This is a genomic window from Stenotrophomonas sp. STEN056 (genome assembly GCF_056759635.1).
In genome coordinates, this window is record NZ_JBRRDL010000023.1 from 1 (window position 1) to 21026 (window position 21026).

The window sequence follows — 21026 nt, forward strand, 5'->3', positions numbered from 1 at the left end:
CTGTTGCCCCCTCCCTTTCGCGCAGCGAAGGGGAGGGCGGGGGAGGGGTAAAGCTCCTGTTCCAACAACAACTCGCACCAAAGCCCCAACCCTCAGTTACAAAGCAAGAATCAGAAATCTCAGCGCGTATCCCGGTCCAGCCAGCATTCCAGCCCCTGCGCGTTGAGTTCGATATCCATCGCCAGCACGCGCAGAACCTCGGCATCGGCCAATGCACTGTCGTGCCTGCGCGCACGCGCCACATACAGCGCGCTCAATGCTTCGACCAGGACGCGATGCCGCTCCGGCAGCGCGGCACATTGGCGGGCGATGGCCACCATCGCATCAATCTGCTCGTGCAGGTCACCGGCCAGGCGCGCGGTGTCTTCGACGCGGCCGTAATGGGTGAGGTACATCGCCTGCGGGTTACGCGCCATCAAACGGTCGATGGATGCGTGCAGCGCATCGGGTTCGAACTGCACCGGCGATGACGTAGGGATGATGAAGGCGCCCGCATCGCCATCGAGTTCGCGATAGGACAGCCCGAACGTATCGCCGGTGAACCAGCTGCGGCTGGCTTCGTCCCACACGCAGAAGTGGTGGCGGGCATGCCCCGGCGTGTCGATGCACACCAGTTCGCGCCCGGCCAGGGAAACACGGTGACCATCCTCGGCCACCACCACGCGCTCGGCCGGCACCGGCACGATCTGCCCGTAGCTGCGCGCGATTTCCGCTTCGCCGTATACGGCGGTTGCGCCGGCAATCAGCCGCGTCGGGTCGATCATGTGCGGCGCACCGCACGGGTGTACCACCAGTTTTGCGTTGGGCAGGTGCTGCATCAACGCGCCGGCACCGCCAGCGTGGTCCAGATGCACGTGCGTGACGATCAACCAATCGATGTCGGCCGGTTGCAGGCCGGCCTGCTGCACGCAGGCCAGCAGATTGGGCAGTGAATGGCTGGTGCCGCAATCGACGAAGGCGCCGTGCCCGTCCTGCACGATGAGATAGGCCGCATCGAAGTGGTCGCGCTGGAACGCGGTGTCGATGGTGTGGATGCCATGTGCAACGGTCATCGGCGCAGCTCCCGGATGGACAGCCTTCGATCCTGCCAGCCGCACCGCGCCGCTCACATTGAACCTTGGTCGCAGGCGCGTGGGGTCAGTACCGCAGCACGCGCGGGCGCAGCAGCAGGGCCAGCACCATCACCGCCAGGAAGCCGCCATAGGCGTACAGCACCGCCATGATCTGCTTCCACAGCCCATCGGCCACTTCGGCCGCGCCGACGCGGTAACCCCAGTGCATCAGGCCGATGCTGACCAGCAGGGCCAGCACCAGCATGCCCACGTCAAACAGCGTACGGGCGCGATGCCGTGGTTGGCGGGGAAACCACCAGTACAACGCGCCCATCAGCGCAAACCACGGCAGGAACAACAACAACGACAACCAGGCCATCGACGTGCTCCTTCCAGGTGACGGGTCAATCCTTGGCTGCGGCCTCGCGCAGTGCCTGCAATGCCGCCAGCACCGGCTCCACTTCGCCCTCGATTTTGAACAGCTCGCTCTGCAGCGCATCGCCCTGCTCGGCCTGCTTGAGCACGGCGATCAGCTGGCCGGCATCGCGCGGTGAATCAAAGCCCTCGCTCTGGATCAGCAGTTCACCTTCGCCATCGAGCAGCTTGAAGTAGAAGCGGCCATCCTTTTCGCGGTACTGCTTGAACAGCGGCAACGCGGCCTTGGCAACGGCTGCAGTTTTCTGTGCCGGGCCGATGTTGGACAGATCACGCAGGCCCACCGCCTCACGCAGCTGCTTCAGCAGCGGGATGGCGAACTGCTCGCGCAACTGCTGGCCACGTTCGCGCAGCAGCGCCTCGATCTTCTCCGGCTCGGCCATCAGTGCGTTGTAGCGCTCACGCAGCGGCGCCAGCTCGGCATCCATGCGCTCGAACACCTGCTGCTTGGCCTCGCCCCAGGCGATGCCATCGGCGAAGGCCTGGGCAAACGCGGCGGTCTGCCCGGCGCTGGCAAAGGCCTGGTACATCTGGAACAGCGCCGAGCCCTCGGTGCTCTTGGGTTCGCCCGGTGCACGCGAATCGGTGAGCACCGAGAACACCAGCTTCTTCAGCTCCTCGCGCGGGGCGAACAGCGGAATCACGTTGTCGTAGCTCTTGCTCATCTTGCGGCCGTCCAGGCCCGGCAAGGTGGCCACCGCTTCGTCGATCACCGCTTCAGGCAGCACGAAGTAGTCCTTGCCGTAGACGTGGTTGAAGCGCTGGCCGAAATCGCGTGCCATCTCGATGTGCTGGATCTGGTCACGCCCCACCGGCACCTTGTTGGCGCCAAACACCAGGATGTCGGCGGCCATCAGTACCGGGTACATGAACAGGCCGGCGGTGACGCCGGAATCCTCGTCGATGCCTTCCTCGCGGTTCTTGTCCACCGCGGCCTTGTAGGCGTGGGCACGGTTGAGGATGCCCTTGCTGGCCACGGTGGTCAGGTACCAGGTCAGCTCGGTGATTTCCGGGATGTCGCTCTGCCGGTAGAACCACACCTTGTCCGGCTCCAGCCCGGCGGCCAGCCAGCTGGCAGCAATCTCCAGGGTCGAGCGCTGCACACGCAGCGGGTCCTGGGTGTTGATCAGGCTGTGCAGGTCGGCCAGGAAGAAGAAGCTTTCGGTGTCGGCGGCACGGCTGGCGGCGATGGCCGGGCGGATCGCGCCCAGGTAGTTGCCGATGTGCGGGGTGCCGGAGGGCTTGATGCCGGTGAGGACGCGGGTAGTCATGAACAAAAACGTGACGGAAGAATGAACCGGCCCAGTGTAACCCCCCAAGCCCCAACCCCGCTGGCCGCGCCGGGCCGTTGATTGCACTGTCCCCCGGCCAGGAGCCTGCCATGTACCGTTTCATCGCCAGTGTGTTGTTGGTCCTTGCCCTGTGCGGGTTCCGGCCCATGCCACCGCCGCTGGACGGGCCGGTGGTGCTGTCCATCATCGACCGTGACGACGACCAGCAGCTGCCCCGGTACCCGCATCGCGGCCAGCAGTGGGTCGCCGGCACGCCCGGGCACCGCTACAGCGTGCGCCTGGAGAACCGCAGCGGGCAGCGCGTGCTGGTGGTGCTGTCGGTGGACGGGGTCAACGCCATCACCGGCCAAACCGCCTCCCCGGACCAGTCCGGCTATGTGCTGGAGCCCTGGCAGAGCAGCGAGATCACCGGCTGGCGCAAATCCAATGCCGAAGTCGCGCAGTTCGTGTTCACCGACCATGGCGACAGCTACGCCAGCCGCACCGGGCGCCCGGCCAATGTCGGGGTGATCGGCATGGCGGTGTTCAACGAACTGCGCCGCCCGATGTATGACGTGCGCCCGCAGCCCACGCCCTACCCGATGCCGCGCGCAGCGACGCCACAGGCCGAATCCAGCGCCAGCAACCGCGCCGCCGACGCCGGGGTCGCCTCGGCCTACGGCAAGGCGGAAAGCCGCCAGCGCCTGGGCACCGGCCATGGCGAGCGCGAGTGGTCGCATTCGTCCTCAACGCGCTTTGAACGCGCCAGCCGCACACCGGCGCAGGTCAGCGAAGTGCGCTACGACGCACGTTCGCGGCTGCTGGCAATGGGCGTCATCCCGCGCACGCGCCCGGGCAGCCATCCGCCGCCGCAGGCATTTCCCGGCGGCTTCGTGCCCGACCCGCCGCGCATGCGCTAGGACAGCGAACACACGATGGGCCGCATCGCTGCGGCCCATCGTTCATGCCGCCCGGCATGCTCAGTGGAAGTCCGGATAGTCCTTCTTCAAGGCATCCTGGAAATTACGCACCTCGGTTTCGGCACGCTCCTTGGCCCAGCCATAGCGCTCCTGCAGGCGTCCGGACAGGTATTCGGCATTGCCTTCGGCCACCTTGAAATCATCGTCGGTCAGGTCGCCCCACTTGGCCTGCGCCTTGCCCTTGAGCTGGCTCCACTTGCCGGAAATGATGTCTTTGTTCATCTGCTTTCTCCTTTCGGGAACGCGTGGATCGCGTGGGGCCAGCATGCCGCCGGGGGTGTTGGCAGATGGTCCACAAAGCGTTGCAGCCATGCTGACGATCTTGAATGGCGCTTCAGATTCAGCGCACACCACAACCTCGCGGAGAACGAAAAAGGCCGGCAATGCCGGCCTTTTCCCTGGTTCCGCCGAGAGCGCGTCACTTCTTGGCGGCATCCTCCACCTTCTCACCGGCCTTCTGCACATCCTTGCCGGCACCGGCAATGGTGTTGCAACCGGCCAGCACGGCGACCGAGAACAGCGACAGCAGCATCAAGGAAACCAAACGCTTCATGTTTTTCTCCTGGGTGGTTCACGCATGACACGGCTCCGGCGGAGCCGCGATGATCATCAGCACTTGCCGTCGCTGCAGTCCTTGGCCTTGTCTTCAACCTTTTCGCCGGCCTTCTGCATGTCCTTGCCGGCACCGGCCATGGTGTTGCAACCACTGAGCATTCCCACCGAGAACATGCCCAGCAGGGCCATAGCAAGTATTCGCTTCATCAGGCGTCTCCGTTGTCTGGCTTGGCAACCGCCGGCTCCGCTACCGGAACCGACGTGCCGCGTGTGAAGACGAATCTGGCGACTTGGACGTGCAGCGCGCGTGAATTCCACCCGTTGGCGTTCAGCCTGGCGTCTGCGCCATCAATCGCGCATCAGCGTGGATTTGCCGAACAGGCTCTCCACCAGATCCACCGCCAGCTCGGCGGTGCGGTTCTGGTGATCCAGCAGTGGGTTCAGCTCAACGATGTCCAGCGAGCCCATCAGGCCGGTGTCGGCAATCATCTCCATCACCAGCTGCGCTTCGCGGTAGTTCACCCCGCCCGGCACGGTGGTGCCCACGCCCGGCGCGATGCTGGGGTCGAGGAAATCCACGTCAAAACTGACATGCAGGTGCGTGTTGGCATCAATGCCCTCCAGCGCGGCCTCCATGGTGCGCTTCATGCCGGCTTCGTCGATGTGGCGCATGTCATAGACATCGACCTGGTGATGCTTGATCAGCCGTTTTTCTTCCGGGTCCACCGAGCGGATGCCGATCTGGTGCACCTGGCTGGGCGAGATGGCAGGCGCATCACCGCCGAGCCGCGTCAGCACGTCCGGGCCCAGGCCGCACAGGCAGGCCACCGGCATGCCATGGATGTTGCCCGACGGGGTGACATCGGAGGTATTGAAATCCGAGTGCGCGTCCAGCCACAGCACGCGCAACTGCTTGCCCTGCTCACGGCACCAGCGCGCCACGGCGGTGATCGAGCCGATGCCCAGGCAATGGTCGCCGCCAAGCATGATCGGCATGCGGCCATCACTCAGTTCCGCGTAGGTGGCTTCCATCAGCGCGTGGTTCCAAGCGACGACTTCATCCAGATGGCGATAACCCTGCTCCGGCCCGGTCCACGGGTTGCGCGGCCCGGACAGATTGCCGGTGTCGCGCACATCCACACCACGCGCCACCAGTGCTTCCGGCAAACCGGCCACGCGCAGTGCCTCCGGCCCGAGGCTGGCACCGCGATGCCCGGCACCCACGTCAGTAGGCACCCCAATCAATGAAACAGGACGAAACCCGGCCATACCACCTCCGTTGCAAATGAAAACAGTTTAGCCAGCGCGGCTGCATCCGCCTTGCGGCGGTGCAGCAGCGTCCGGTGACTGAACAGGGCCGGCAACCGGCGGGCAAGCCGCCTGGCCGCGGAGCGCCGAAGTACTGCAACGCCGTTACCTGTGGCGGTTCAAGAACGCCGGATGCGCAGCAAGAAGCCCGCATTTCTGCGGGCTTCTTGAAGGCTGAATTTGCCTGGGGGCCATGCGTCAAGCCATACAAGCGCTTTCCGCACTGACCACTCAAATCAACGTGGCGCTTGCTTCCCCAGTTCAATGAGCATCCGCGAGAGCAGGTACAGACGCGGCGGGATGGAATCTATTTCGATGTACTCATTGCGTGCGTGATAGCCCCAGCCCGCAAGTCCCAATCCTTCCAGCACCGCAGCGTGGCCCGAGCGTCCCGCAAAGCCGGCATCCGTGCCGCCGTTCGTGGTGGGATGCATCAGCAGCTTGCGCCCGTCCAGTTCGCCGTAGATCTCCTGTGCCATGTCCGCCAGGGCACGCCCGCGTTCGCCCGCCACGTAGATCGGACGCAGGGGTTCCAGCGTCACCGTGGTGGTGGTATCGGGCACCGCCTGGCTCTCTTTGACCTTGGCCTGCAGCGCAGCCAGCAGGTTCGCGTTGCTGTCGGCCTGCATCACCCGCACATCACCACCGGCTTCGGCACGTTCAGGAATCTGGTTGCGTGCCGTACCCGCATTGGCGGTCGTCCAATTGAGTTGTGCACCCGGAACAGCGGCTGCAACGTCCTTGGTCTGCAGGATCTGATGTGCCAGTTCCACCAACGCGTTGCGGCCCTGCTCCGGTGCGGCACCCGCATGCGCGGACAGGCCCTGCACTGTCATGCGCACCTGTGAGGTGCCGGCCGCGCTCAGCAGAATGCCTTCGCTTTCGATCACGGCTTTGGCCGGAGACGGCTCAAAGGACAACACCACGTCGTGCTGCGCCGCCAGCGTGGCAATCGTTTCACCGGAGCCGGGAGAACCGATTTCCTCGTCCGGGTTGAACACCACGGTTACCGTCGCGTAGTCGTTCCAGCCACGCGCCTTGAGCAAGGCCAAACCATGCAGGATCACCGCGATCCCACCCTTGTCATCGGCAATGCCGGGGCCGTACAGCAGGTTGCCCTTCTGGTGGAACGGCTCCTTGGCCAGGATGCCGCGGTCGTAAACGGTGTCGGCATGCGCGATCAGCATCACCTTCAATGTGCCATCGCCGGAAAAGACGCCACGCACCAGGTCCGGACCGCCGGTCGCCGATGCAATTCGATCCACCTTCGCATCCAGCGCGCGCAGCCGCTTGTCCAGATAAGCCATCAGCGTGGCGACGCCCTCATGATCGGTGGAGCCTGACTCCACCGTCACCAGATCACGCAGGGTTTCGATCACGGCCGGCTGTTCTGCCGTGGCGGCTGCCCGCAGTGGTCCATCTGCCCTGGCCGATTGCGCCTGCGCGTCCGCACTCAGTGCTCCTGCCAACAAAAATCCGCCAAAAATCGCTGTGCGCGCAAAGCTCATGTCTCATTCCTGTGGTCACGATGTCGGCAAGATTGGACTTGCCACAGTCGCTACGCCATTCCCAATCGGTGCCCTGCCGCGCCGTACCGACACGAAAGACTCCGACCCTGTCCACGGCGCATGGCCGCCGGTAACCGGCCGTCATCGCCAACCATTGATTGCGGCGATAGCCTATCAACTGGGGCAGATGGCCGGGCAGCCCCTGCTCACAAATGCCATCAACCCTGACAACACGCAGGCGCCACATCGAAGCGGCTACAGCCGCTGCCTGGCCCAGCCCAAGGCGCACATCCGATCAAGGCGCAACCTGTTTCCCCAGCGCGTGGCGCCGCAAGCCGCTGCACTACCCGGCTTCGGAGCTTCTTCGATCAAGACGCACAAAAAAGCCCGCATTTCTGCGGGCCTGGTATGAATTCTGGACTTGCCTGGACGCCATGGGCTTATCCCAATCGAACGGATAACCTACTGCCTACACGCTATTTCGTCTGAGCAATGAAAGCAGCAGCTTAGACAGGTATTTTCTTACCGACAGCGCGCCGCAAAATCATTACGATACCGTGCAGGGCGGGCAGTTTTACCGCCCTATCCGATGACAACCAAACTCAAGTCAGATGGCAACCAGGTGGGCACTCGGCAGGCAGACCTACCCAAGGCTGCTGGTGTCTGCCCATGCCGATACTTACTTGAAGACCTGTCGACCTACTCAGCACGCTGGATGTGATGCCCGCCATAGCGAAAGATGAGACATCCCATCGGAACTCTGAGATCCTTCCTGTTTGCACAGTTGTTACCAGAGCCGGCGCTCAAATACCCGATATTCAGCCGCCCCGGCATGCGTGCCATAAGTGATCAACACGCCATTTTCTTGGATTTCGCAGCCGTAAACACCGTTACTCGGCGCCATGACGGGTACGCAGCTATTCCATACGGACTAGGGCTATGGGTGTAACCCCAGATCAAGCTTGAAGCCCATCGCATACGCAGCCTGATTATTTACGTGAAAGGAGCCACCATGCCATGGGTAACGCAAAGGTCAACGGTGAGGGTGTAGAGGGACATTCGTTTTCCTCTGGTAATAAGAAACCCCGCCGGAGCGGGGTTCTGTGCATTGAGTTGCTGACCGGGTGCTAGATCACTCTCTTTCCCGTCGACGCTAAGGCTTGTGATCGTTTTTCCGTTAGGAGCAACGATGCAGAACGCCGATGCGTCGATCTGTGCACCGAAGCCATTTGAAGCCGCAGGCCTGAGTCGCGGGGCCATGCGAAAAAGAACTCACTGTCAGACCCCAGGTTCTTTGTATATGGCACCTTGGCGGCGCTTGGATTAGCAGCCACAGACCTAATTGCCTGATCTATATTCCCAGCTGCCTAGAGCTCATCCTCTATCTCTACGACTAATTCCTCACGCTCCACATCGAGCTGATGGCGAATCCACGCTTGCGCATCGGAGCCCTCTTCGGTCAACGCCCTCTCAATTGCGAGGGTTTCCCGGTACTGACTCGCCTCCGATGAAAGCGTCCATGTTGCCTGCAGACCATGCTCCTCCACCGCCTGCTTCAACTCAGAAATTGGAATTCTGAAGAACTCCTTGCGAGGATTTACCTTGTTGACCTGTTCGGTCAGGAACTTCTTGTGAAGTGCGTGCTCAAGGGCAGGGGCATCGTCGGCCCAGATCATCGCGTGAACATCGAATGGGAACGGCACACTGGCATCCCCTAGTTCGCGAATACGGTCACTGGGCTCCAGTCGGCGAGTCATTCCCACCTTGAACACATGCTCTCCGAAAGAGCCGATGTTCGATATCACATAGACGTGGCCTGCCTTCGTCTGCTGGGCCATTGAAAGTGCGCGCTGATTTCTGGCCTCGGCTTCGGCCAGCCTCAATCGAAGCTCTTCAAGCTTCGCCTCGAAGGATGCCCTCTGTTCTTCACTTGCCTTCTCAACTTGGGTCTGCACCTTCGCCATTGCCTTTTGCAGCGTGTCCTCTTCCTTGGCCGCGTCACGCAGGGCGCGCTCAATTTCCCGGCGGGCGCGCTCCTCTTCTCGAATTTGCTCCCGAATACGCCGTTGCTCTTCCTTGTCTCTCTCCTTGAGAGCGACAGCGACAGTGGCCCATTTCAGTTCATCCAGCCGGCTCCCGAGATATTCAGGCGTTATCCTCGCGCCCCTGAACGCACTCCCGTTGTGATTCACCAGAGAGCACGCGTCGCGGATCTGCTGCTCAAGCGTTCCGGCGTTGTCAGATTTCACGCGCCCAAGGATTGTGTCCACCTTGCCATTGAAGGCGTCCAAAACAAACCTGATGGCCGTCTCGCGTCGATGCTGTTCCACGTAATCGCATGATGCGGCACGCCCGGCATTAACCATGCTCTGGCTATTGGCCCGAGCCCGCTTAAGCTCTTTACCTGCCTCATCAAACCCATAGTCATCGGCCAACTGGTCCAACTGGCTGTACGTTGGCTTCAGGTACCTATCTCCATAGCCTTCAATCACATTCCGCATAGCTGTTGCGGTCTGTTCTAGCTGCTCGGCTTGGTTTAATGCGCGGTAAGCATCCCCTGCAATCTCTTGCGCCCTCACCTCAGCATCTTGAATCAGTCGAGCGGCTCGACTATTGGAATCTTCAATTAGATGCTCTGCCTTTCGCCGAGCATCAGCATTGCTAGCGAGAGCATCCTTGCGCAAGTCAGCTGCCTCCACCTGCGCCTTTCGCTTGATCTCGCTGGCCTCGCTTTCTGCCAGGTTACGCAAAACATTGGCTTGCCCAGTTGCGATCCTTGCCGCCTTCTCGGCCTCCCCTCTGATTCGCGCAGCTTCCACTACCGCATCTCTAATCTCCTTGAATGGCGACAGGCTGCGGTTCTCCTCGGTCAATTCGGCGTTCCTTGCCTGCAATTCATTCACGGCACTCGCATGTTCGGATTCCGCCTTGGCTGCCGCCTCTCGTGCTCTCGCCAACTCCTGCTTCTTTGCATAGTAGACCGCGATCAGCCCTATCAAGGCGATCAAAAATAGAATCCAACCCATATTCCCTCCCTTTCCATTGGAGGGACGATGGTGCCACTTACCCCGGCACCTCCTCAAATTCCAGGTGTCCCGAGAAGTACCGGCCGCTCACGTTCTCCGCGTTCCAGGTATTCGACGCCGCGCCGTAGATCGCCAACCGGGCGGCCAGTGCCGGATCGATAGTGCCGCCCTTCGTCCGGCTGTACTCCGGCACGATGCAGCCCGGCGGCGCCCCTGCAATGCCAGCACCACCACACCCCAATCCGTGCCGGCTAGGCCGCGTCGGTAGCCCGCTTGGACGCCATGGCAGATCAATGCAGCAAGCCAAGGAGACTTTCATCGTGACAGGTGAGAACGAGCAGACCGATATCTCAACCCTGGCCGCAATGGCGCGCGATGCAGAATGGCTAAATGCGGACGCATGCGCCTTCATACTCGGTTTGACCACTCGCGCGGGAAAAGTGAACCGGCGCGCTTTCTTGGAACGAATCGCAGTTCGAAGCAGCTTCCCGAAGCCGATGTTCCTCGGCGCGAAGCGGCTATGGCGAGGGGCCGATGTTGTTCGTTGGCAGACGATGAAGCGAAGATCAGCCGAGCCGCTTAGCGAGCTCGGCAACCGACGCTCGGTAGTAGATCAAGAGGCTGGACAGGTTGCGGTGCGATCCCATCGGCCGCCGCGCTTCGATTCGGTCACCTCTTCGGAGTACTTTCTGCAGGCATCGCCGAAGGTCTTGTCTGGGAGCTGGGCACCGGAAAGCTGAGCCTCTTGCTCTTGTGACCATGCGAGCGCCGCGCGCTTCGTATCGAAAACCTCGGTCGCGCGACGGCCGTCAACTTTGACGAAAGCGCGATACCGATTGCCCTGGTGTCGGATGGATGCCATGGATCAATTGTGTGCCTTTCCGTGTGCCCACCGATACGGGGAACTACGGGGAGAGTCTAAAACGGGGGTCTGGTGCCGCTTATCCGAATCGAACGGATGACCTACTGTTTACAAGACAGTTGCTCTACCAACTGAGCTAAAGCGGCATGGAGCTGTGACCGAACCTGGGGTTCGCCGGCATCGGGCCCGGGGCTGCTGCGCGATGCGGGCGCCATTCTAGCGCAGACGCGCGCAATTCAGCGATTGTTGTTGCGTGGCGCTGGCACGTTGCTTCAACGTGGCCGGGGCGGCGCTGCTGGCCACGTCCAGCCACCAGCTGGCTGGGCCCTCGGTGCCGTTCGTGACCAGCTTGGCCGGGAAGCCCGCCGCCACCAGCGTGGACAGCCGACGCTCGGCGCCTTCGCGGTTGCGGTACTGGCCCAGCGCCACGGCGTGGGCCTCTTCGCCCTGGGCGACGATGAAGTAGTCGCTGAATCCTGCATCGACGATGCGTTTGGCCGTGGCCTGCGCTTCCTCACGCGAGGCGGCCGGCGGGATCATCACCCGATAGCTGCTGGCCGCCTTGCCTGGCACTTCGCGCAGGCGCTGCCGTTTTACCTCCCCACCCAACGCGGCAAGTGCGGCCTGGGCAGCGGCCTGGTCGGCATACGGCCCCAGGCTGCTGCACTGCTCCGGCGGTGTCGTCGGGGCGACTTCGGCAGCGATGGGAGGTGGGGGCGTGGCTTCCTGGGCCGCTGCAGCGGTGGTGTTGTTCCTGGGGCTGGCTTCCACCGCGGCCAGCGGCGGCTCGGGCGCCGCCACCGATGCGGCAGCGGGCACCGTTGCCGGCGTGTCTGGCGAGGGCCGCAGCAACTCCAGGGTGGCCACGCCCGGCTCGGCAGCAGCCGGTGCCGCCGGCTCGGCGGGGCGGGATGTCATCCACCACAGGGCAACGCCTACGTTCAGGACGGCAAGGACGACGATCAGGAAGCGGGTCAGCATGGCGTGATCCTACCGTTCCTCGTTGCAATGGTGCACCGCCCAGCGCGCGAGGCCATCGAGCACCAGCGCCGGCCGGTGCTCGGCCTGCGGCAACAACGGCAGCAGCGGCGCGGCACCACCGCCATGCAGCACCAGCGCCGGCGCGATGCCGAGCAGTTCGGCCGCCTGGCGGAGGCTGCGTTCGACCAATGCGACCGCCGCACCATCGCAACCTGACGCCAGTGCATCGGCGGTGTCGTTGGCGAACTCGGCATAGTCGCCGCCAGTTGCCGGCAACTGCACCGCGCGGGCGTGCAGGGCTTCGCGCATCACCGTGGGCGATGCGCCGATGCGGCCACCGCGATGCCTGCCCTCGCCGTCCATCAGGTCGATGGTCAGGGCCGTGCCCACGCCCACCACCAGCACGGGCCGTTGCGCCGGCACTGCGGCAAGCAGGCCCAGGAAGCGATCCACACCGAATTTTCCAGGCTGTGCGTAGGCAACCGTCACTCCGGCGCAGTGCGGCAACGTGCGTGCCATCCGTACCTGTGCAAAACGCCCGCGCAGTACGCGCATCACGTCTTCAGTCAGTGCCGGTGCGGCGACGCTGGCCACCCACGCGGTGTCCCCCTGCGGCAGCGCTTCCAACGCACTGGCGGTCATGGTCTCGGCGCCGTGCGCCCAGGCCTGCACGTTGCCGGCAGCGGTGCCCTGCAACGGCGCAAACTTGAAGCGCGAATTGCCCAGGTCAAACAGCCAATCGCTCATGCCGCCCTCACACTGACTTCGCCCGCATGGAAGCGGGTTTCGCGCCCATCGATGCGTACCTTGAGCGCACCGTCTTCAGCCAGCCCGCAGGCAATACCGTCATGCATCACGCCCCCTTCTTCCACGCGCACCGCACGGCCGTGCAGCACATCCATGGATGCGTAACGTGGCAGGAACGGGGCAAGGCCGTCCTGATCAAACTGTTCCAGCGCCGGCAGCAACGCCGACAGCAGCGCACTGACCACGGCATTGCGTGACACCCGACGGCCGGCGAGCGAATCCAGGTCGGTCCAGGGCTGGGTGATGTCCGTGGCAGCGGCCGCTGGCATGCGCACGTTCAAACCCAGCCCGATTACCACCCGCGCCGGGCCGGCGAACTCGCCCCCACCTTCCACCAGCAGCCCGCCAAGCTTGCGGCCTTCGATCACCACATCGTTGGGCCATTTCAACCCGACATCCTGGAAACCCTGGGCATGCAGCGCCTCCACCACGGCCACGCCCATCGCCAGGCTCAGCCCGCCCATCCGCGACAAGCCACCGGCGAATGCCCGCGACAGCGACAGATAAATGTGGGCGGCCAGCGGCGAGGCCCAGTGCCGGCCACGACGGCCACGGCCTCCGGTCTGGCGTTCGGCCAACAAAACCTCGACGCCGCGCAAAGGTGCGTTGCGTTGCAGCAAATCGGTGTTGGTGGAGGCCAGTGACCAGCCAATATCCAGGCCAGCCAGCAGAAGATACACATCCGCCTGCAGACCCGAACGGATCACCGCCGGGTCCAGCAGTTCCAGTGGCTGCGCCAGGCGGTAGCCATCGCCCGCGCGGCCTTCAATCTCCACGCCGGCCGCGCGCAGCCCTTGTATACGCTTCCATACCGCGGCCCGGGTCAAACCCAGCTCACGCGCCAAGGCGTCACCGGACAACGCACCGGCGCCCAGCTTGGCCAGCAATTGGCGGTCATCCACAGGCAGCTTCCTCACAACAGACGGCGAAATTATGCGTCATGCCCCCGGGGGCGCCCAGCCGGTCATCCAATTCAGGCAAAAAAGCAGGCTAGAATCGGGAACTCACCTGCCCCCGGATGTTGACGATGCGCCACCTCGCTCATTGCCTGATCCTGTTGCTGGTGCCGGTTGCAGCGCAGGCTACAGAAGCGCTCGACGGCGCCGGCCGGAGCGGTTGCAGCTATGCCCCTGGCGAAGTGGAGCGTGTGGCGGTCCCCGCCGCTTCGGTGAACATTGCCAACTCCACCCCGGCAGCGCCGCCGGCCAACAAGCCCAAGCCCACCCAGACCACCGGCGGCGGCAGCGATGACGACATCATTCCGCGCCTGCGCGCACCGCGCTGGCACCGCATGTTGCCCGGGATGTTCCGCTGATCCAGTCGTTGTTGCGCTGGTGGCAGCGCACCCCGCCCTCGCTTGATGAAACGCTCTGGCGCGATACCTGCCGTTGTTGCCCGTGGCTGCAGGCCCTGTCGCCAACGCAGGAACTCCGCCTGCGCGAACTCACCGCGCTGTTCCTGCAACGCAAAACCATCACCCCCGTCGCCGGCCTGACCCTGGACGAAGGTCAGCGCATGCTGCTGGCTGCGTTGTGTTGCCTGCCGTTGATGGAGTTCGGCCGCGAAGGCCTGCACGGGTGGTCGGAGCTGGTGGTCTATCCGGATGCGTTCCGCGTGCAGCGCAGTCATGTCGACGCCGCGGGCGTGCTGCACGAGTGGGACGACGAGCTGATCGGCGAGTCTTGGGACAGCGGCCCATTGATCCTGTCGTGGGCCGATGTGCAGGCCGATATCGCCGACCCGCATGCGGGCTTCTGCGTGGCCGTGCATGAAATGGCGCACAAGCTCGATGCGCTCGACGGCGCGATGGACGGCACGCCGCCGCTGCCGCGCGAATGGCAACGCCAATGGGCGCGCGATTTCCAGCAGCACTACGACCAGTTCTGTGCGCAGGTCGATGCCGGCCAGGAGACCGCCCTGGACCCCTATGCCGCCGAAGCGCCGGAAGAATTCTTTGCAGTGGTCAGTGAATACCACTTCTCCGCACCGGCCCTGCTGGAACAGGAAATGCCGGTGGTCGCCGCGCATCTGCGGCGGCTGTATGGGGCTTTGGCAACGGGGAAGTGACTGGCGTGGCGTCAGTTGACGTTGGAACAACAGCAACTGCACCCCTCCCCAACCCTCCCCTTCGCTGCGCGAAAGGGAGGGGGCAGATCGTGCGGCCGCACAGATGGCCAATGTCGTCATTGCACCGCTTTCGCTCCCTCCCTTTCGCGCAGCGAAGGGGAGGGCTGGGGAGGGGTGCTTTCAACGCGCTGATTGCCGGAAAAAGTACAGCAAAGAAGAGTAGAGCCGAGCCATGCTCGGCCAAGGCATTACCGAGGAAGCTTCATCCGAGCATCGCGCGTCGCCATCCACCGCCGGCTTCAGATGCCCGGCGGCAAGGTCACTTCAAAACGTGCGCCACCCAGTTCGGTTGAACGCTTGACCTGCAGCTCGCCACGGTAGGCCTTGATCAGGTCCTGCACGATCGAAAGACCAATGCCATGGCCCTGCACGCGCTCGTCGCCACGCACGCCACGCTGCAGCACCTTTGCGATGTTGTCCTCGGCAATGCCGGGGCCATCATCATCCACCGCCAGCACCAGGCCCGCGCGGCGTCCGGCCGTGCCGGCAATCGGCTTGGCGGTCAGCAACACGCGGCGGTTGGCCCACTTGAAGGCGTTTTCCAACAGATTGCCCAGCAGCTCCTGCAGGTCGCCCGGCTCACCGTAGAAGTTCACGCCCGGCTCCAGGTCGAACTCACACAGCACGCCCTTGCTTGCATACACCTTCTCCAGGCCGCGCACGATTTCCTCGGCGCTGGCCTCGATCGGCACCGGCGCGGAAAACAGCTTATGGCCCGAAGAAGCCGCACGCGCCAGCTGGTACGACACCAGGTTGTTCATGCGCTGCAACTGCACGTCAACTTCCTCGCGCAGTTCCTGTTCGTTGCTGCTACCGCTGTCCAATTGCGTGCGCAGCACTGCCAATGGTGTCTTCAGGCTGTGCGCCAGATCGGCCAACGTGTTGCGTTGGCGCTCCAGGTTTTCGCGCTCGCTCTCGATGAAGGCATTGATGCTTTCGGTCAACGGCTCCAGCTCGCGCGGATGCATTTCACTCATGCGCTCGCGCTCGCCGCGCTGCACTTTGGTCAACTCGTTGATCACACGCTTGAGCGGGCGCAGGCTCCACTGCAGCACCAGGGTCTGCAGCAGCAGCAGGATCAAGCCGGTGACACCCAGCCAGAACCACACCGCACCACGGAACACCTTCAACTGCTTGCCCAAGGCGCGTGAATCCTCCAGTACATAGATGGTGTACGGGAACTCGGCTTCGGGCGCGCCATCGCCGCCCCAGATCAGGCCCATGCCGTAGCGATAAACCTCGCCCTGTGCACCGTCGATCTGGGTGATCGGCAGCGGGCCTTCAAAGACTTCTTCGTTCGGCTTGAGCATGTGGCCGCTGACGTCAGGCAGCATCGGCCCTTCGGCGGACATGGAATTGCCGTAGCCACCGGGCATCACCACCTGCAGGTACAGGCCACTGCCAGGGATGTCGAAACGGGGATCCGGCGGTTGCTCGCGGATGTACAGCGAGCGGTCGCGGGTGAAGTCGATGCCACCGGCATAGGCGGTGGCATAGTTTTTCAGGCGTTCACTGAGATTGGCACGCGCGGTGTCGACGAACATCGCGTTGAGCGCGTAACCGGCCAATGCCAGAAACGCCACCAGGCCCACGGAGGCAGCCAGCAGCTGGCGTGCCTGCAGGGAGCGAGGCCGCCAACGCTTCAATAGCCACTGACGGCTCGACATGACGCACCGCCCCTGCGGGGCTCAGCCTTCGTTGCGCGGAATCGCGAAACGGTAACCGCGGCCACGCACGGTTTCGATCGGCTTGAGTTCGCCGTCCGGATCGAGCTTCTTGCGCAGGCGGCCGATGAAGACTTCCAGCACGTTCGAGTCGCGGTCGAAATCCTGCTGATAGATGTGTTCGGTGAGGTCGGCCTTGGAGACCAGTTCACCGGCATGCATCATCAGGTATTCCAGCACCTTGTACTCGTAGCTGGTCAGGTCGACATTGCTGCCGGCCACGCTCACCGTCTGCGCAGCGAGGTCCAGTGCCACCGGGCCGCATTCCAGCGTCGGCTTGGACCAGCCGGCGGCACGGCGCAGCAGCGCGTTGACGCGGGCCAGCAGCTCTTCCACATGGAACGGCTTGACCAGGTAGTCATCGGCGCCCTGCTTCAGGCCCTCGACCTTGTCCTGCCAGCTCGAACGCGCGGTCAGGATCAGCACCGGGAACTTCTTGCCTTCGTCGCGCAGCGCCTTGATCAGCTCCATGCCCGACATCTTGGGCAGGCCCAGATCAATGATGCCCACGTCGAACGGCACTTCGCGGCCCATGTACAGGCCTTCCTCGCCATCCTGCGCCGCATCCACTGCGAAACCTTCGCGCTTCAGGCGGGCTGCAAGGGTTTCCCGCAGCGGGGCTTCGTCTTCAACCAGAAGGATACGCATGAACTCTCCCTAGTAACTTGGGCCGGCTGTGTGCCGGCGTTTGTATGCGGAACGCGGAACAACTATCGCTGTTCAGGAGTTATCGCCGCGTGGTGGCAACTCTGCCCGGGGGCCACGCGGACCTGAGCGGCTGGGCTGAGGATCGTCCATGTAACGCACACGTCCCCGGTCATCCATGTATTTGACCCGATTGATGTCCCGGCCGTCATACGGCACGCGCTCGGCGCCCAGGATGCGGCCGCCGGTTTCGCGCTGCACGCGGCGTACCGCGTCGGACAACGAACGACCATGCTCCTGGCGCATCCTGTGCTCTGCACCGGCCTCCGGCCCGCGCGCGATTTCCTGCGGGCGGTGTTGCGGGGCCTGCTGCTGGGCTGCGGCTACGACCACGCCCGGCCCGCTCACGATCAACGTGGCGACAAGAGCGAGGTGTAGACGGCGATGCTGAAGCGGATGCATGGGAGTGATCCTAGCGGACTGCGAGGCAACGTTCAAAATTCGTAAAAGCCGCCGTTCAAATTCGACGCCGGCCCCAGCGAAATCAAGGCAAATTCTTGATTTTTAGGGGTGAATCCGATCTGAACTCCGCCCTTCACCCCTCGCCCTGTTCAGCAATATGTACGGACAATCGTGCGCATCCAGAGGGCTTCCACCCGCCTGTCTGCTGCCTCACCGTGGTGTCCGGGGCTGTTCAGCTCCAGGGCAGCCGACGGCCGGCCCGTTCAGGCGACCCGTGCGGCCTGCACGCGCGTGACCTGCAGCGCCTGCTCCAGCAAGGCCCAGCCGGCACCCGGACGGTGCGCCCCTTCGCTCAGGATCTGGCGGAAAGCCCGCCCGCCCGGCTGCCCATGGAACAGGCCAAGCAGATGCCGGGTGATGTGCTTGAGCGCCAACCCGGCCTCCAGCCGTGCCTCGATATACGGCCGCATCTGGGTCAGCAACGCTTCGCGCGAGCGCAAGGCCATGCCGGTCTGAGCAGCTTCCAGCGCATGCAGGACATAGGGATCGTGGTACGCCGCGCGCCCGAGCATCACACCGTCCACATGCTGCAGGTGCGCCTGCGCGGCCGGCACCGTGGCAATGCCGCCGTTGAGCACCACCGGCAATGCGGGCCGTTCCTGCTTCAGGCGGTAGGCCCAGTCGTAGCGCAGCGGCGGGATTTCCCGGTTTTCCTTGGGCGAGAGCCCCTTGAGCCAGGCGTTGCGGGCATGCACCACCACCATCGAGGCGCCGGCCTGCACCTGCTGGTCAACAAAGGCGGCGAACAGGTCGTAATCGTTGTCCTCGTCCACGCCCAGCCGGCATTTGACCGTCACCGGGATATCCACCGCCGCGACCATCGCCGCGACGCACTCGGCCACCAGCGTCGGCTCGCGCATCAGACAGGCACCAAAGCGACCGGCCTGCACGCGATCGGAAGGGCAACCGCAGTTGAGGTTGACCTCGTCGTAGCCCCAGTCGGCGGCAATGCGCGCGGCCTGCGCCAGCGCCGCAGGATCACTGCCCCCCAACTGCAGCGCGAGCGGCTGCTCGGCAGCATCGAAACCCAGCAGGCGCTCACGGTCGCCGTGGATCACGGCATTGGCGTGCACCATTTCGGTGTACAGCCGCGCGCCCGGCGCCAGGATGCGATGAAACACACGGCAATGCCGGTCCGTCCAATCCATCATCGGGGCAACGGAAAGGCGTAGCGAGGCATCAAAGCGGCTGGCGGCTGGCGAGGAAATCATGGGTGCTGGATCGTGCGCGGCGGCCGGGTAGGCGGCGGCGGGAGCGGGGTTCAGGGCTGCCAAGGGTAAACCAAGCGCCTGAACCATGGCCGGATGCGGCCGAACGGCTCTCAGGGCAGGAACGGAAACAGCACGACCGCCGCCAGCCAGACCACCTTGCACGCCACATGCAGCAGCTGGTCGACGTTGTAGCTGATGCGATGGCTGCATTTGAGGTCGTCGATCAGCATGTGGCAGATCACCTCCAGCCCGCCCAGCACCAGGCTGCCGGTGATCCACGCCACCGCGCCGCCATGGATCACCGCATGCGCGCCCAGTGCCTGGTACCACGGCACCCCCGGCACAGGTTCAAAGCGGCTCTTTGCCCTGGCCAGGAATTCACCCTGCAGCGGGTAGTCGGCCAATGCATGGGCGACGAGCAACAACACGAACATCTGTAGCAACTCGTAAGAGGTCATCAGCAGATGGATGTCGGGTGAAGGGCCGAGTCTGGCACTAATGGAAGCCCATCGTGAAGCTGCCGATGGCCGCGGCCATGACGCACCCGCCAGAAGCCTCACCCGGCCTTGCCGGCCTGCCCTGCAACGTAGAATCCATGCCGCGCATGTCGCGCCGTTACGATCTGCTCAACACCCATGAACGCTTACGCATTGCTGGCCTGCGCCATCGCCCTGGAAGTCCTTGCCACCTCGCTGCTGAAAGCCTCCGACGGCATGAGCCGCCTGTGGCCAACGCTCGGTGCGCTGGTGGGCTATGGCGTGTGCTTCTGGTTGTTGTCGATGGTGATGAAGACGGTACCCACCGGCATTGCATATGCCATCTGGTCGGGGGTCGGCATCGTGCTGATTTCGCTGATCGGCCTGTTCGTGTTCAAGCAGAAACTGGATCTTGCGGCGCTGATCGGCATCGGTTTGATCTGCGCCGGCGTGGTGGTCATCAACGTGTTCTCGCGCTCCACCGCGCACTGACGGCAAGCTTGAAACGGGCTGCCAGGAGTTGCAGCCCGCATGCCACTGCCGCTCAAGGGTTCATGGGGCCGGTGCACGCCTCCAGACCTCACGCTCCACGCGCCGCTCGCCCTCCCAGCGCTCCAGCGTCCACACATCGCCCTCCAGCGTGTAGCGGAATTCATAGCTGCCGCCGTTTTCCAGCGGGTAGGACGCCATCAGCGGCGTTTCCACATAACGCCCGTCTCCAACACGATAAGTGCCCGAGCCGCCGGCCCAGAACCTGCCGTCGCTGGTGGTGGTGAAGGCAAAGCGGCCATCGGCCAGCAGTTTGGTGCCGGCCAGCTTCTGGCTGGCGTAGGCCACCGGCCTGCCCTGCTTGTCGATGAACTCCCCGGACTGCAGTTGCCACGCGCCCTGCAGCGACGAGGCCGGGCTGGCAGTGGCACAAAACGCAGCGGCAGCCAAGGCAACCGCACTCAAACAGGCACGCAACGACATCGGCAACTTCCCTGTGGTGAACAGCGCGCATTGTGCGCAACGGCTGCACGGCTTTGCCAACACAGGTTCATTGGCAACCTTTGCCGGGACGCTATCATGGCCGCCATCCCTGAAACGGCAGCCGCAACGTGCAGACCATCCTGACCCCGGTATCGATTGGCGAACTGATCGACAAGATCACCATCCTCGAGATCAAGGCCGAGCGCATCACCGATGCCGCCAAGCTGGCCAACGTGCGCACCGAGCTGGATGGGCTGTGGCCGCTGTGGCTTGAACAGCAGGCCGCGCGGCCGACGCTGGGCGCGCTCAAGGACACGCTCAAGGCCATCAACGAACGCATGTGGGAGATCCAGGACCAGCTTCGCGACAAGGAAGCGGCGCAGGATTTCGGCGCGGAATTCATCACCCTGGCGCGTGGCGTATACGGCACCAACGGCGAGCGCGTGGCGGTGAAGAACGACATCAACCGCGTGGCCGGTTCGGCGCTGGTGGAAGAGAAGCAGTACCAGGGCGAGTGAGGCTTCGGCTTCTTTGGCTGAAGCTCTGGCTTCGCCCCCTCCCTTT

The 21026-nt window shown here is 63.8% G+C and carries 25 protein-coding genes and 1 tRNA gene; 7 read left to right on the top strand and 19 right to left on the bottom strand.

Annotated features, from left to right (window positions below; all coding sequences use genetic code 11):
- Positions 1 to 119 precede the first annotated feature (119 nt).
- The 3 genes from ACVOLO_RS12625 to ACVOLO_RS12635 all read right to left on the bottom strand — a co-directional run bounded on the left by ACVOLO_RS12625 (position 120) and on the right by ACVOLO_RS12635 (position 2758).
- Positions 120 to 1052, bottom strand: a complete 933-nt coding sequence (locus tag ACVOLO_RS12625; protein WP_481570660.1) for an MBL fold metallo-hydrolase — start codon at positions 1050 to 1052, stop codon at positions 120 to 122.
- A gap of 85 nt (positions 1053 to 1137) precedes the next feature.
- Complete coding sequence (locus tag ACVOLO_RS12630) at positions 1138 to 1431, bottom strand: hypothetical protein (protein ID WP_481570661.1); 294 nt, start codon at positions 1429 to 1431, stop codon at positions 1138 to 1140.
- Positions 1432 to 1456: 25 nt separating this feature from the next.
- Entirely contained in the window at positions 1457 to 2758 is a 1302-nt protein-coding gene (locus ACVOLO_RS12635) for a tryptophan--tRNA ligase (RefSeq protein WP_481570662.1), read from the bottom strand.
- Between the two features lie 110 nt (positions 2759 to 2868).
- Between ACVOLO_RS12635 and ACVOLO_RS12640 the strand changes: the two genes are divergently transcribed.
- Positions 2869 to 3678: a hypothetical protein gene (locus tag ACVOLO_RS12640; protein ID WP_481570663.1), complete on the top strand. Its 810-nt coding sequence runs from the start codon at positions 2869 to 2871 to the stop codon at positions 3676 to 3678.
- A gap of 60 nt (positions 3679 to 3738) precedes the next feature.
- On the opposite strand, the gene ACVOLO_RS12645 is transcribed toward ACVOLO_RS12640, so the two are convergent.
- The 5 genes from ACVOLO_RS12645 to ACVOLO_RS12665 form a co-directional block, all read right to left on the bottom strand.
- Entirely contained in the window at positions 3739 to 3960 is a 222-nt protein-coding gene (locus tag ACVOLO_RS12645; RefSeq protein ID WP_481570664.1) for a CsbD family protein, read from the bottom strand.
- A gap of 196 nt (positions 3961 to 4156) precedes the next feature.
- Positions 4157 to 4291, bottom strand: a complete 135-nt coding sequence (locus tag ACVOLO_RS12650; protein WP_481570665.1) for an entericidin A/B family lipoprotein — start codon at positions 4289 to 4291, stop codon at positions 4157 to 4159.
- 56 nt (positions 4292 to 4347) lie between these two features.
- The gene (locus ACVOLO_RS12655) at positions 4348 to 4500 is read right to left on the bottom strand and encodes an entericidin A/B family lipoprotein (RefSeq protein ID WP_481570666.1); all 153 of its coding nucleotides are present in this window, start codon (positions 4498 to 4500) and stop codon (positions 4348 to 4350) included.
- 141 nt (positions 4501 to 4641) lie between these two features.
- Positions 4642 to 5562 carry an arginase gene (gene rocF, locus ACVOLO_RS12660; RefSeq protein WP_481570667.1) on the bottom strand — a complete coding sequence of 307 codons (921 nt, stop codon included), beginning with the start codon at positions 5560 to 5562 and terminating at the stop codon, positions 4642 to 4644.
- A 275-nt stretch (positions 5563 to 5837) separates the two neighbouring features.
- Complete coding sequence (locus ACVOLO_RS12665) at positions 5838 to 7109, bottom strand: glutamate carboxypeptidase (RefSeq protein WP_481570668.1); 1272 nt, start codon at positions 7107 to 7109, stop codon at positions 5838 to 5840.
- On the opposite strand from ACVOLO_RS12665, the gene ACVOLO_RS12670 reads away from it, so the two are divergent.
- Positions 7108 to 7521, top strand: coding sequence for a hypothetical protein (locus ACVOLO_RS12670; protein ID WP_481570669.1), 414 nt, complete (start codon positions 7108 to 7110; stop codon positions 7519 to 7521). The two genes, ACVOLO_RS12665 and ACVOLO_RS12670, sit on opposite strands and share 2 nt — an antisense overlap.
- Positions 7522 to 8476: 955 nt before the next feature.
- Here ACVOLO_RS12670 and ACVOLO_RS12675 read toward each other — a convergent pair.
- Entirely contained in the window at positions 8477 to 10135 is a 1659-nt protein-coding gene (locus ACVOLO_RS12675) for an SNIPE associated domain-containing protein (protein WP_481570670.1), read from the bottom strand.
- A 293-nt stretch (positions 10136 to 10428) separates the two neighbouring features.
- Between ACVOLO_RS12675 and ACVOLO_RS12680 the strand changes: the two genes are divergently transcribed.
- Entirely contained in the window at positions 10429 to 10875 is a 447-nt protein-coding gene (locus tag ACVOLO_RS12680) for a hypothetical protein (RefSeq protein WP_481570671.1), read from the top strand.
- A gap of 192 nt (positions 10876 to 11067) precedes the next feature.
- Here the strand turns inward: ACVOLO_RS12680 and ACVOLO_RS12685 are convergent.
- The 4 genes from ACVOLO_RS12685 to birA form a co-directional block, all read right to left on the bottom strand.
- Positions 11068 to 11143: transfer RNA gene (locus ACVOLO_RS12685), tRNA-Thr, on the bottom strand.
- A gap of 70 nt (positions 11144 to 11213) precedes the next feature.
- The gene (locus tag ACVOLO_RS12690) at positions 11214 to 11978 is read right to left on the bottom strand and encodes an SPOR domain-containing protein (protein ID WP_481570672.1); all 765 of its coding nucleotides are present in this window, start codon (positions 11976 to 11978) and stop codon (positions 11214 to 11216) included.
- 9 nt (positions 11979 to 11987) lie between these two features.
- Positions 11988 to 12725, bottom strand: coding sequence for a type III pantothenate kinase (locus ACVOLO_RS12695; protein ID WP_481570673.1), 738 nt, complete (start codon positions 12723 to 12725; stop codon positions 11988 to 11990).
- Complete coding sequence (gene birA / locus ACVOLO_RS12700; RefSeq protein WP_481570674.1) at positions 12722 to 13687, bottom strand: bifunctional biotin--[acetyl-CoA-carboxylase] ligase/biotin operon repressor BirA; 966 nt, start codon at positions 13685 to 13687, stop codon at positions 12722 to 12724. The genes ACVOLO_RS12695 and birA overlap by 4 nt, the downstream gene beginning before the upstream one ends.
- A 116-nt stretch (positions 13688 to 13803) precedes the next feature.
- Here birA and ACVOLO_RS12705 point away from each other — a divergent pair, with 116 nt between their 5' ends.
- Positions 13804 to 14100 carry a hypothetical protein gene (locus ACVOLO_RS12705; protein ID WP_481570675.1) on the top strand — a complete coding sequence of 99 codons (297 nt, stop codon included), beginning with the start codon at positions 13804 to 13806 and terminating at the stop codon, positions 14098 to 14100.
- A gap of 8 nt (positions 14101 to 14108) precedes the next feature.
- Positions 14109 to 14852: a M90 family metallopeptidase gene (locus ACVOLO_RS12710; RefSeq protein WP_481570676.1), complete on the top strand. Its 744-nt coding sequence runs from the start codon at positions 14109 to 14111 to the stop codon at positions 14850 to 14852.
- A gap of 299 nt (positions 14853 to 15151) precedes the next feature.
- Here the strand turns inward: ACVOLO_RS12710 and ACVOLO_RS12715 are convergent, their stop codons facing one another.
- The 5 genes from ACVOLO_RS12715 to ACVOLO_RS12735 form a co-directional block, all read right to left on the bottom strand.
- Positions 15152 to 16579 carry an ATP-binding protein gene (locus tag ACVOLO_RS12715; RefSeq protein WP_481570677.1) on the bottom strand — a complete coding sequence of 476 codons (1428 nt, stop codon included), beginning with the start codon at positions 16577 to 16579 and terminating at the stop codon, positions 15152 to 15154.
- 21 nt (positions 16580 to 16600) lie between these two features.
- Positions 16601 to 17284, bottom strand: a complete 684-nt coding sequence (locus ACVOLO_RS12720) for a response regulator transcription factor (RefSeq protein ID WP_004136763.1) — start codon at positions 17282 to 17284, stop codon at positions 16601 to 16603.
- A 72-nt stretch (positions 17285 to 17356) separates the two neighbouring features.
- Complete coding sequence (locus tag ACVOLO_RS12725; RefSeq protein ID WP_481570678.1) at positions 17357 to 17743, bottom strand: PepSY domain-containing protein; 387 nt, start codon at positions 17741 to 17743, stop codon at positions 17357 to 17359.
- A gap of 263 nt (positions 17744 to 18006) precedes the next feature.
- Positions 18007 to 19014 carry a tRNA dihydrouridine(20/20a) synthase DusA gene (gene dusA, locus ACVOLO_RS12730; protein ID WP_481570679.1) on the bottom strand — a complete coding sequence of 336 codons (1008 nt, stop codon included), beginning with the start codon at positions 19012 to 19014 and terminating at the stop codon, positions 18007 to 18009.
- Positions 19015 to 19124: 110 nt separating this feature from the next.
- On the bottom strand, positions 19125 to 19472 hold the full coding sequence (locus ACVOLO_RS12735) for a DUF3307 domain-containing protein (RefSeq protein ID WP_481570680.1): 348 nt from the start codon (positions 19470 to 19472) through the stop codon (positions 19125 to 19127).
- A 177-nt stretch (positions 19473 to 19649) separates the two neighbouring features.
- Here ACVOLO_RS12735 and ACVOLO_RS12740 point away from each other — a divergent pair, with 177 nt between their 5' ends.
- Positions 19650 to 19982 carry an SMR family transporter gene (locus ACVOLO_RS12740; RefSeq protein WP_481570681.1) on the top strand — a complete coding sequence of 111 codons (333 nt, stop codon included), beginning with the start codon at positions 19650 to 19652 and terminating at the stop codon, positions 19980 to 19982.
- A 60-nt stretch (positions 19983 to 20042) separates the two neighbouring features.
- Here ACVOLO_RS12740 and ACVOLO_RS12745 read toward each other — a convergent pair whose 3' ends face one another.
- Positions 20043 to 20462, bottom strand: a complete 420-nt coding sequence (locus ACVOLO_RS12745; protein WP_481570682.1) for a hypothetical protein — start codon at positions 20460 to 20462, stop codon at positions 20043 to 20045.
- A gap of 128 nt (positions 20463 to 20590) precedes the next feature.
- Between ACVOLO_RS12745 and ACVOLO_RS12750 the strand changes: the two genes are divergently transcribed.
- Complete coding sequence (locus ACVOLO_RS12750; protein ID WP_481570683.1) at positions 20591 to 20980, top strand: DUF6165 family protein; 390 nt, start codon at positions 20591 to 20593, stop codon at positions 20978 to 20980.
- The last annotated feature ends 46 nt before the right edge of the window (positions 20981 to 21026 follow it).

Coding starts and splice junctions, on each gene's coding strand:
- ACVOLO_RS12625 (WP_481570660.1), bottom strand. CDS start 1,052: ATGACCGTTGCACATGGCATCCACACCATCGACACCGCGTTCCAGCGC.
- ACVOLO_RS12630 (WP_481570661.1), bottom strand. CDS start 1,431: ATGGCCTGGTTGTCGTTGTTGTTGTTCCTGCCGTGGTTTGCGCTGATG.
- ACVOLO_RS12635 (WP_481570662.1), bottom strand. CDS start 2,758: ATGACTACCCGCGTCCTCACCGGCATCAAGCCCTCCGGCACCCCGCAC.
- ACVOLO_RS12640 (WP_481570663.1), top strand. CDS start 2,869: ATGTACCGTTTCATCGCCAGTGTGTTGTTGGTCCTTGCCCTGTGCGGG.
- ACVOLO_RS12645 (WP_481570664.1), bottom strand. CDS start 3,960: ATGAACAAAGACATCATTTCCGGCAAGTGGAGCCAGCTCAAGGGCAAG.
- ACVOLO_RS12650 (WP_481570665.1), bottom strand. CDS start 4,291: ATGAAGCGTTTGGTTTCCTTGATGCTGCTGTCGCTGTTCTCGGTCGCC.
- ACVOLO_RS12655 (WP_481570666.1), bottom strand. CDS start 4,500: ATGAAGCGAATACTTGCTATGGCCCTGCTGGGCATGTTCTCGGTGGGA.
- rocF (WP_481570667.1), bottom strand. CDS start 5,562: ATGGCCGGGTTTCGTCCTGTTTCATTGATTGGGGTGCCTACTGACGTG.
- ACVOLO_RS12670 (WP_481570669.1), top strand. CDS start 7,108: ATGTCTCATTCCTGTGGTCACGATGTCGGCAAGATTGGACTTGCCACA.
- ACVOLO_RS12665 (WP_481570668.1), bottom strand. CDS start 7,109: ATGAGCTTTGCGCGCACAGCGATTTTTGGCGGATTTTTGTTGGCAGGA.
- ACVOLO_RS12675 (WP_481570670.1), bottom strand. CDS start 10,135: ATGGGTTGGATTCTATTTTTGATCGCCTTGATAGGGCTGATCGCGGTC.
- ACVOLO_RS12680 (WP_481570671.1), top strand. CDS start 10,429: ATGCAGCAAGCCAAGGAGACTTTCATCGTGACAGGTGAGAACGAGCAG.
- ACVOLO_RS12690 (WP_481570672.1), bottom strand. CDS start 11,978: ATGCTGACCCGCTTCCTGATCGTCGTCCTTGCCGTCCTGAACGTAGGC.
- ACVOLO_RS12695 (WP_481570673.1), bottom strand. CDS start 12,725: ATGAGCGATTGGCTGTTTGACCTGGGCAATTCGCGCTTCAAGTTTGCG.
- ACVOLO_RS12705 (WP_481570675.1), top strand. CDS start 13,804: ATGTTGACGATGCGCCACCTCGCTCATTGCCTGATCCTGTTGCTGGTG.
- ACVOLO_RS12715 (WP_481570677.1), bottom strand. CDS start 16,579: ATGTCGAGCCGTCAGTGGCTATTGAAGCGTTGGCGGCCTCGCTCCCTG.
- ACVOLO_RS12720 (WP_004136763.1), bottom strand. CDS start 17,284: ATGCGTATCCTTCTGGTTGAAGACGAAGCCCCGCTGCGGGAAACCCTT.
- ACVOLO_RS12725 (WP_481570678.1), bottom strand. CDS start 17,743: ATGCATCCGCTTCAGCATCGCCGTCTACACCTCGCTCTTGTCGCCACG.
- dusA (WP_481570679.1), bottom strand. CDS start 19,014: ATGATTTCCTCGCCAGCCGCCAGCCGCTTTGATGCCTCGCTACGCCTT.
- ACVOLO_RS12735 (WP_481570680.1), bottom strand. CDS start 19,472: ATGACCTCTTACGAGTTGCTACAGATGTTCGTGTTGTTGCTCGTCGCC.
- ACVOLO_RS12740 (WP_481570681.1), top strand. CDS start 19,650: ATGAACGCTTACGCATTGCTGGCCTGCGCCATCGCCCTGGAAGTCCTT.
- ACVOLO_RS12745 (WP_481570682.1), bottom strand. CDS start 20,462: ATGTCGTTGCGTGCCTGTTTGAGTGCGGTTGCCTTGGCTGCCGCTGCG.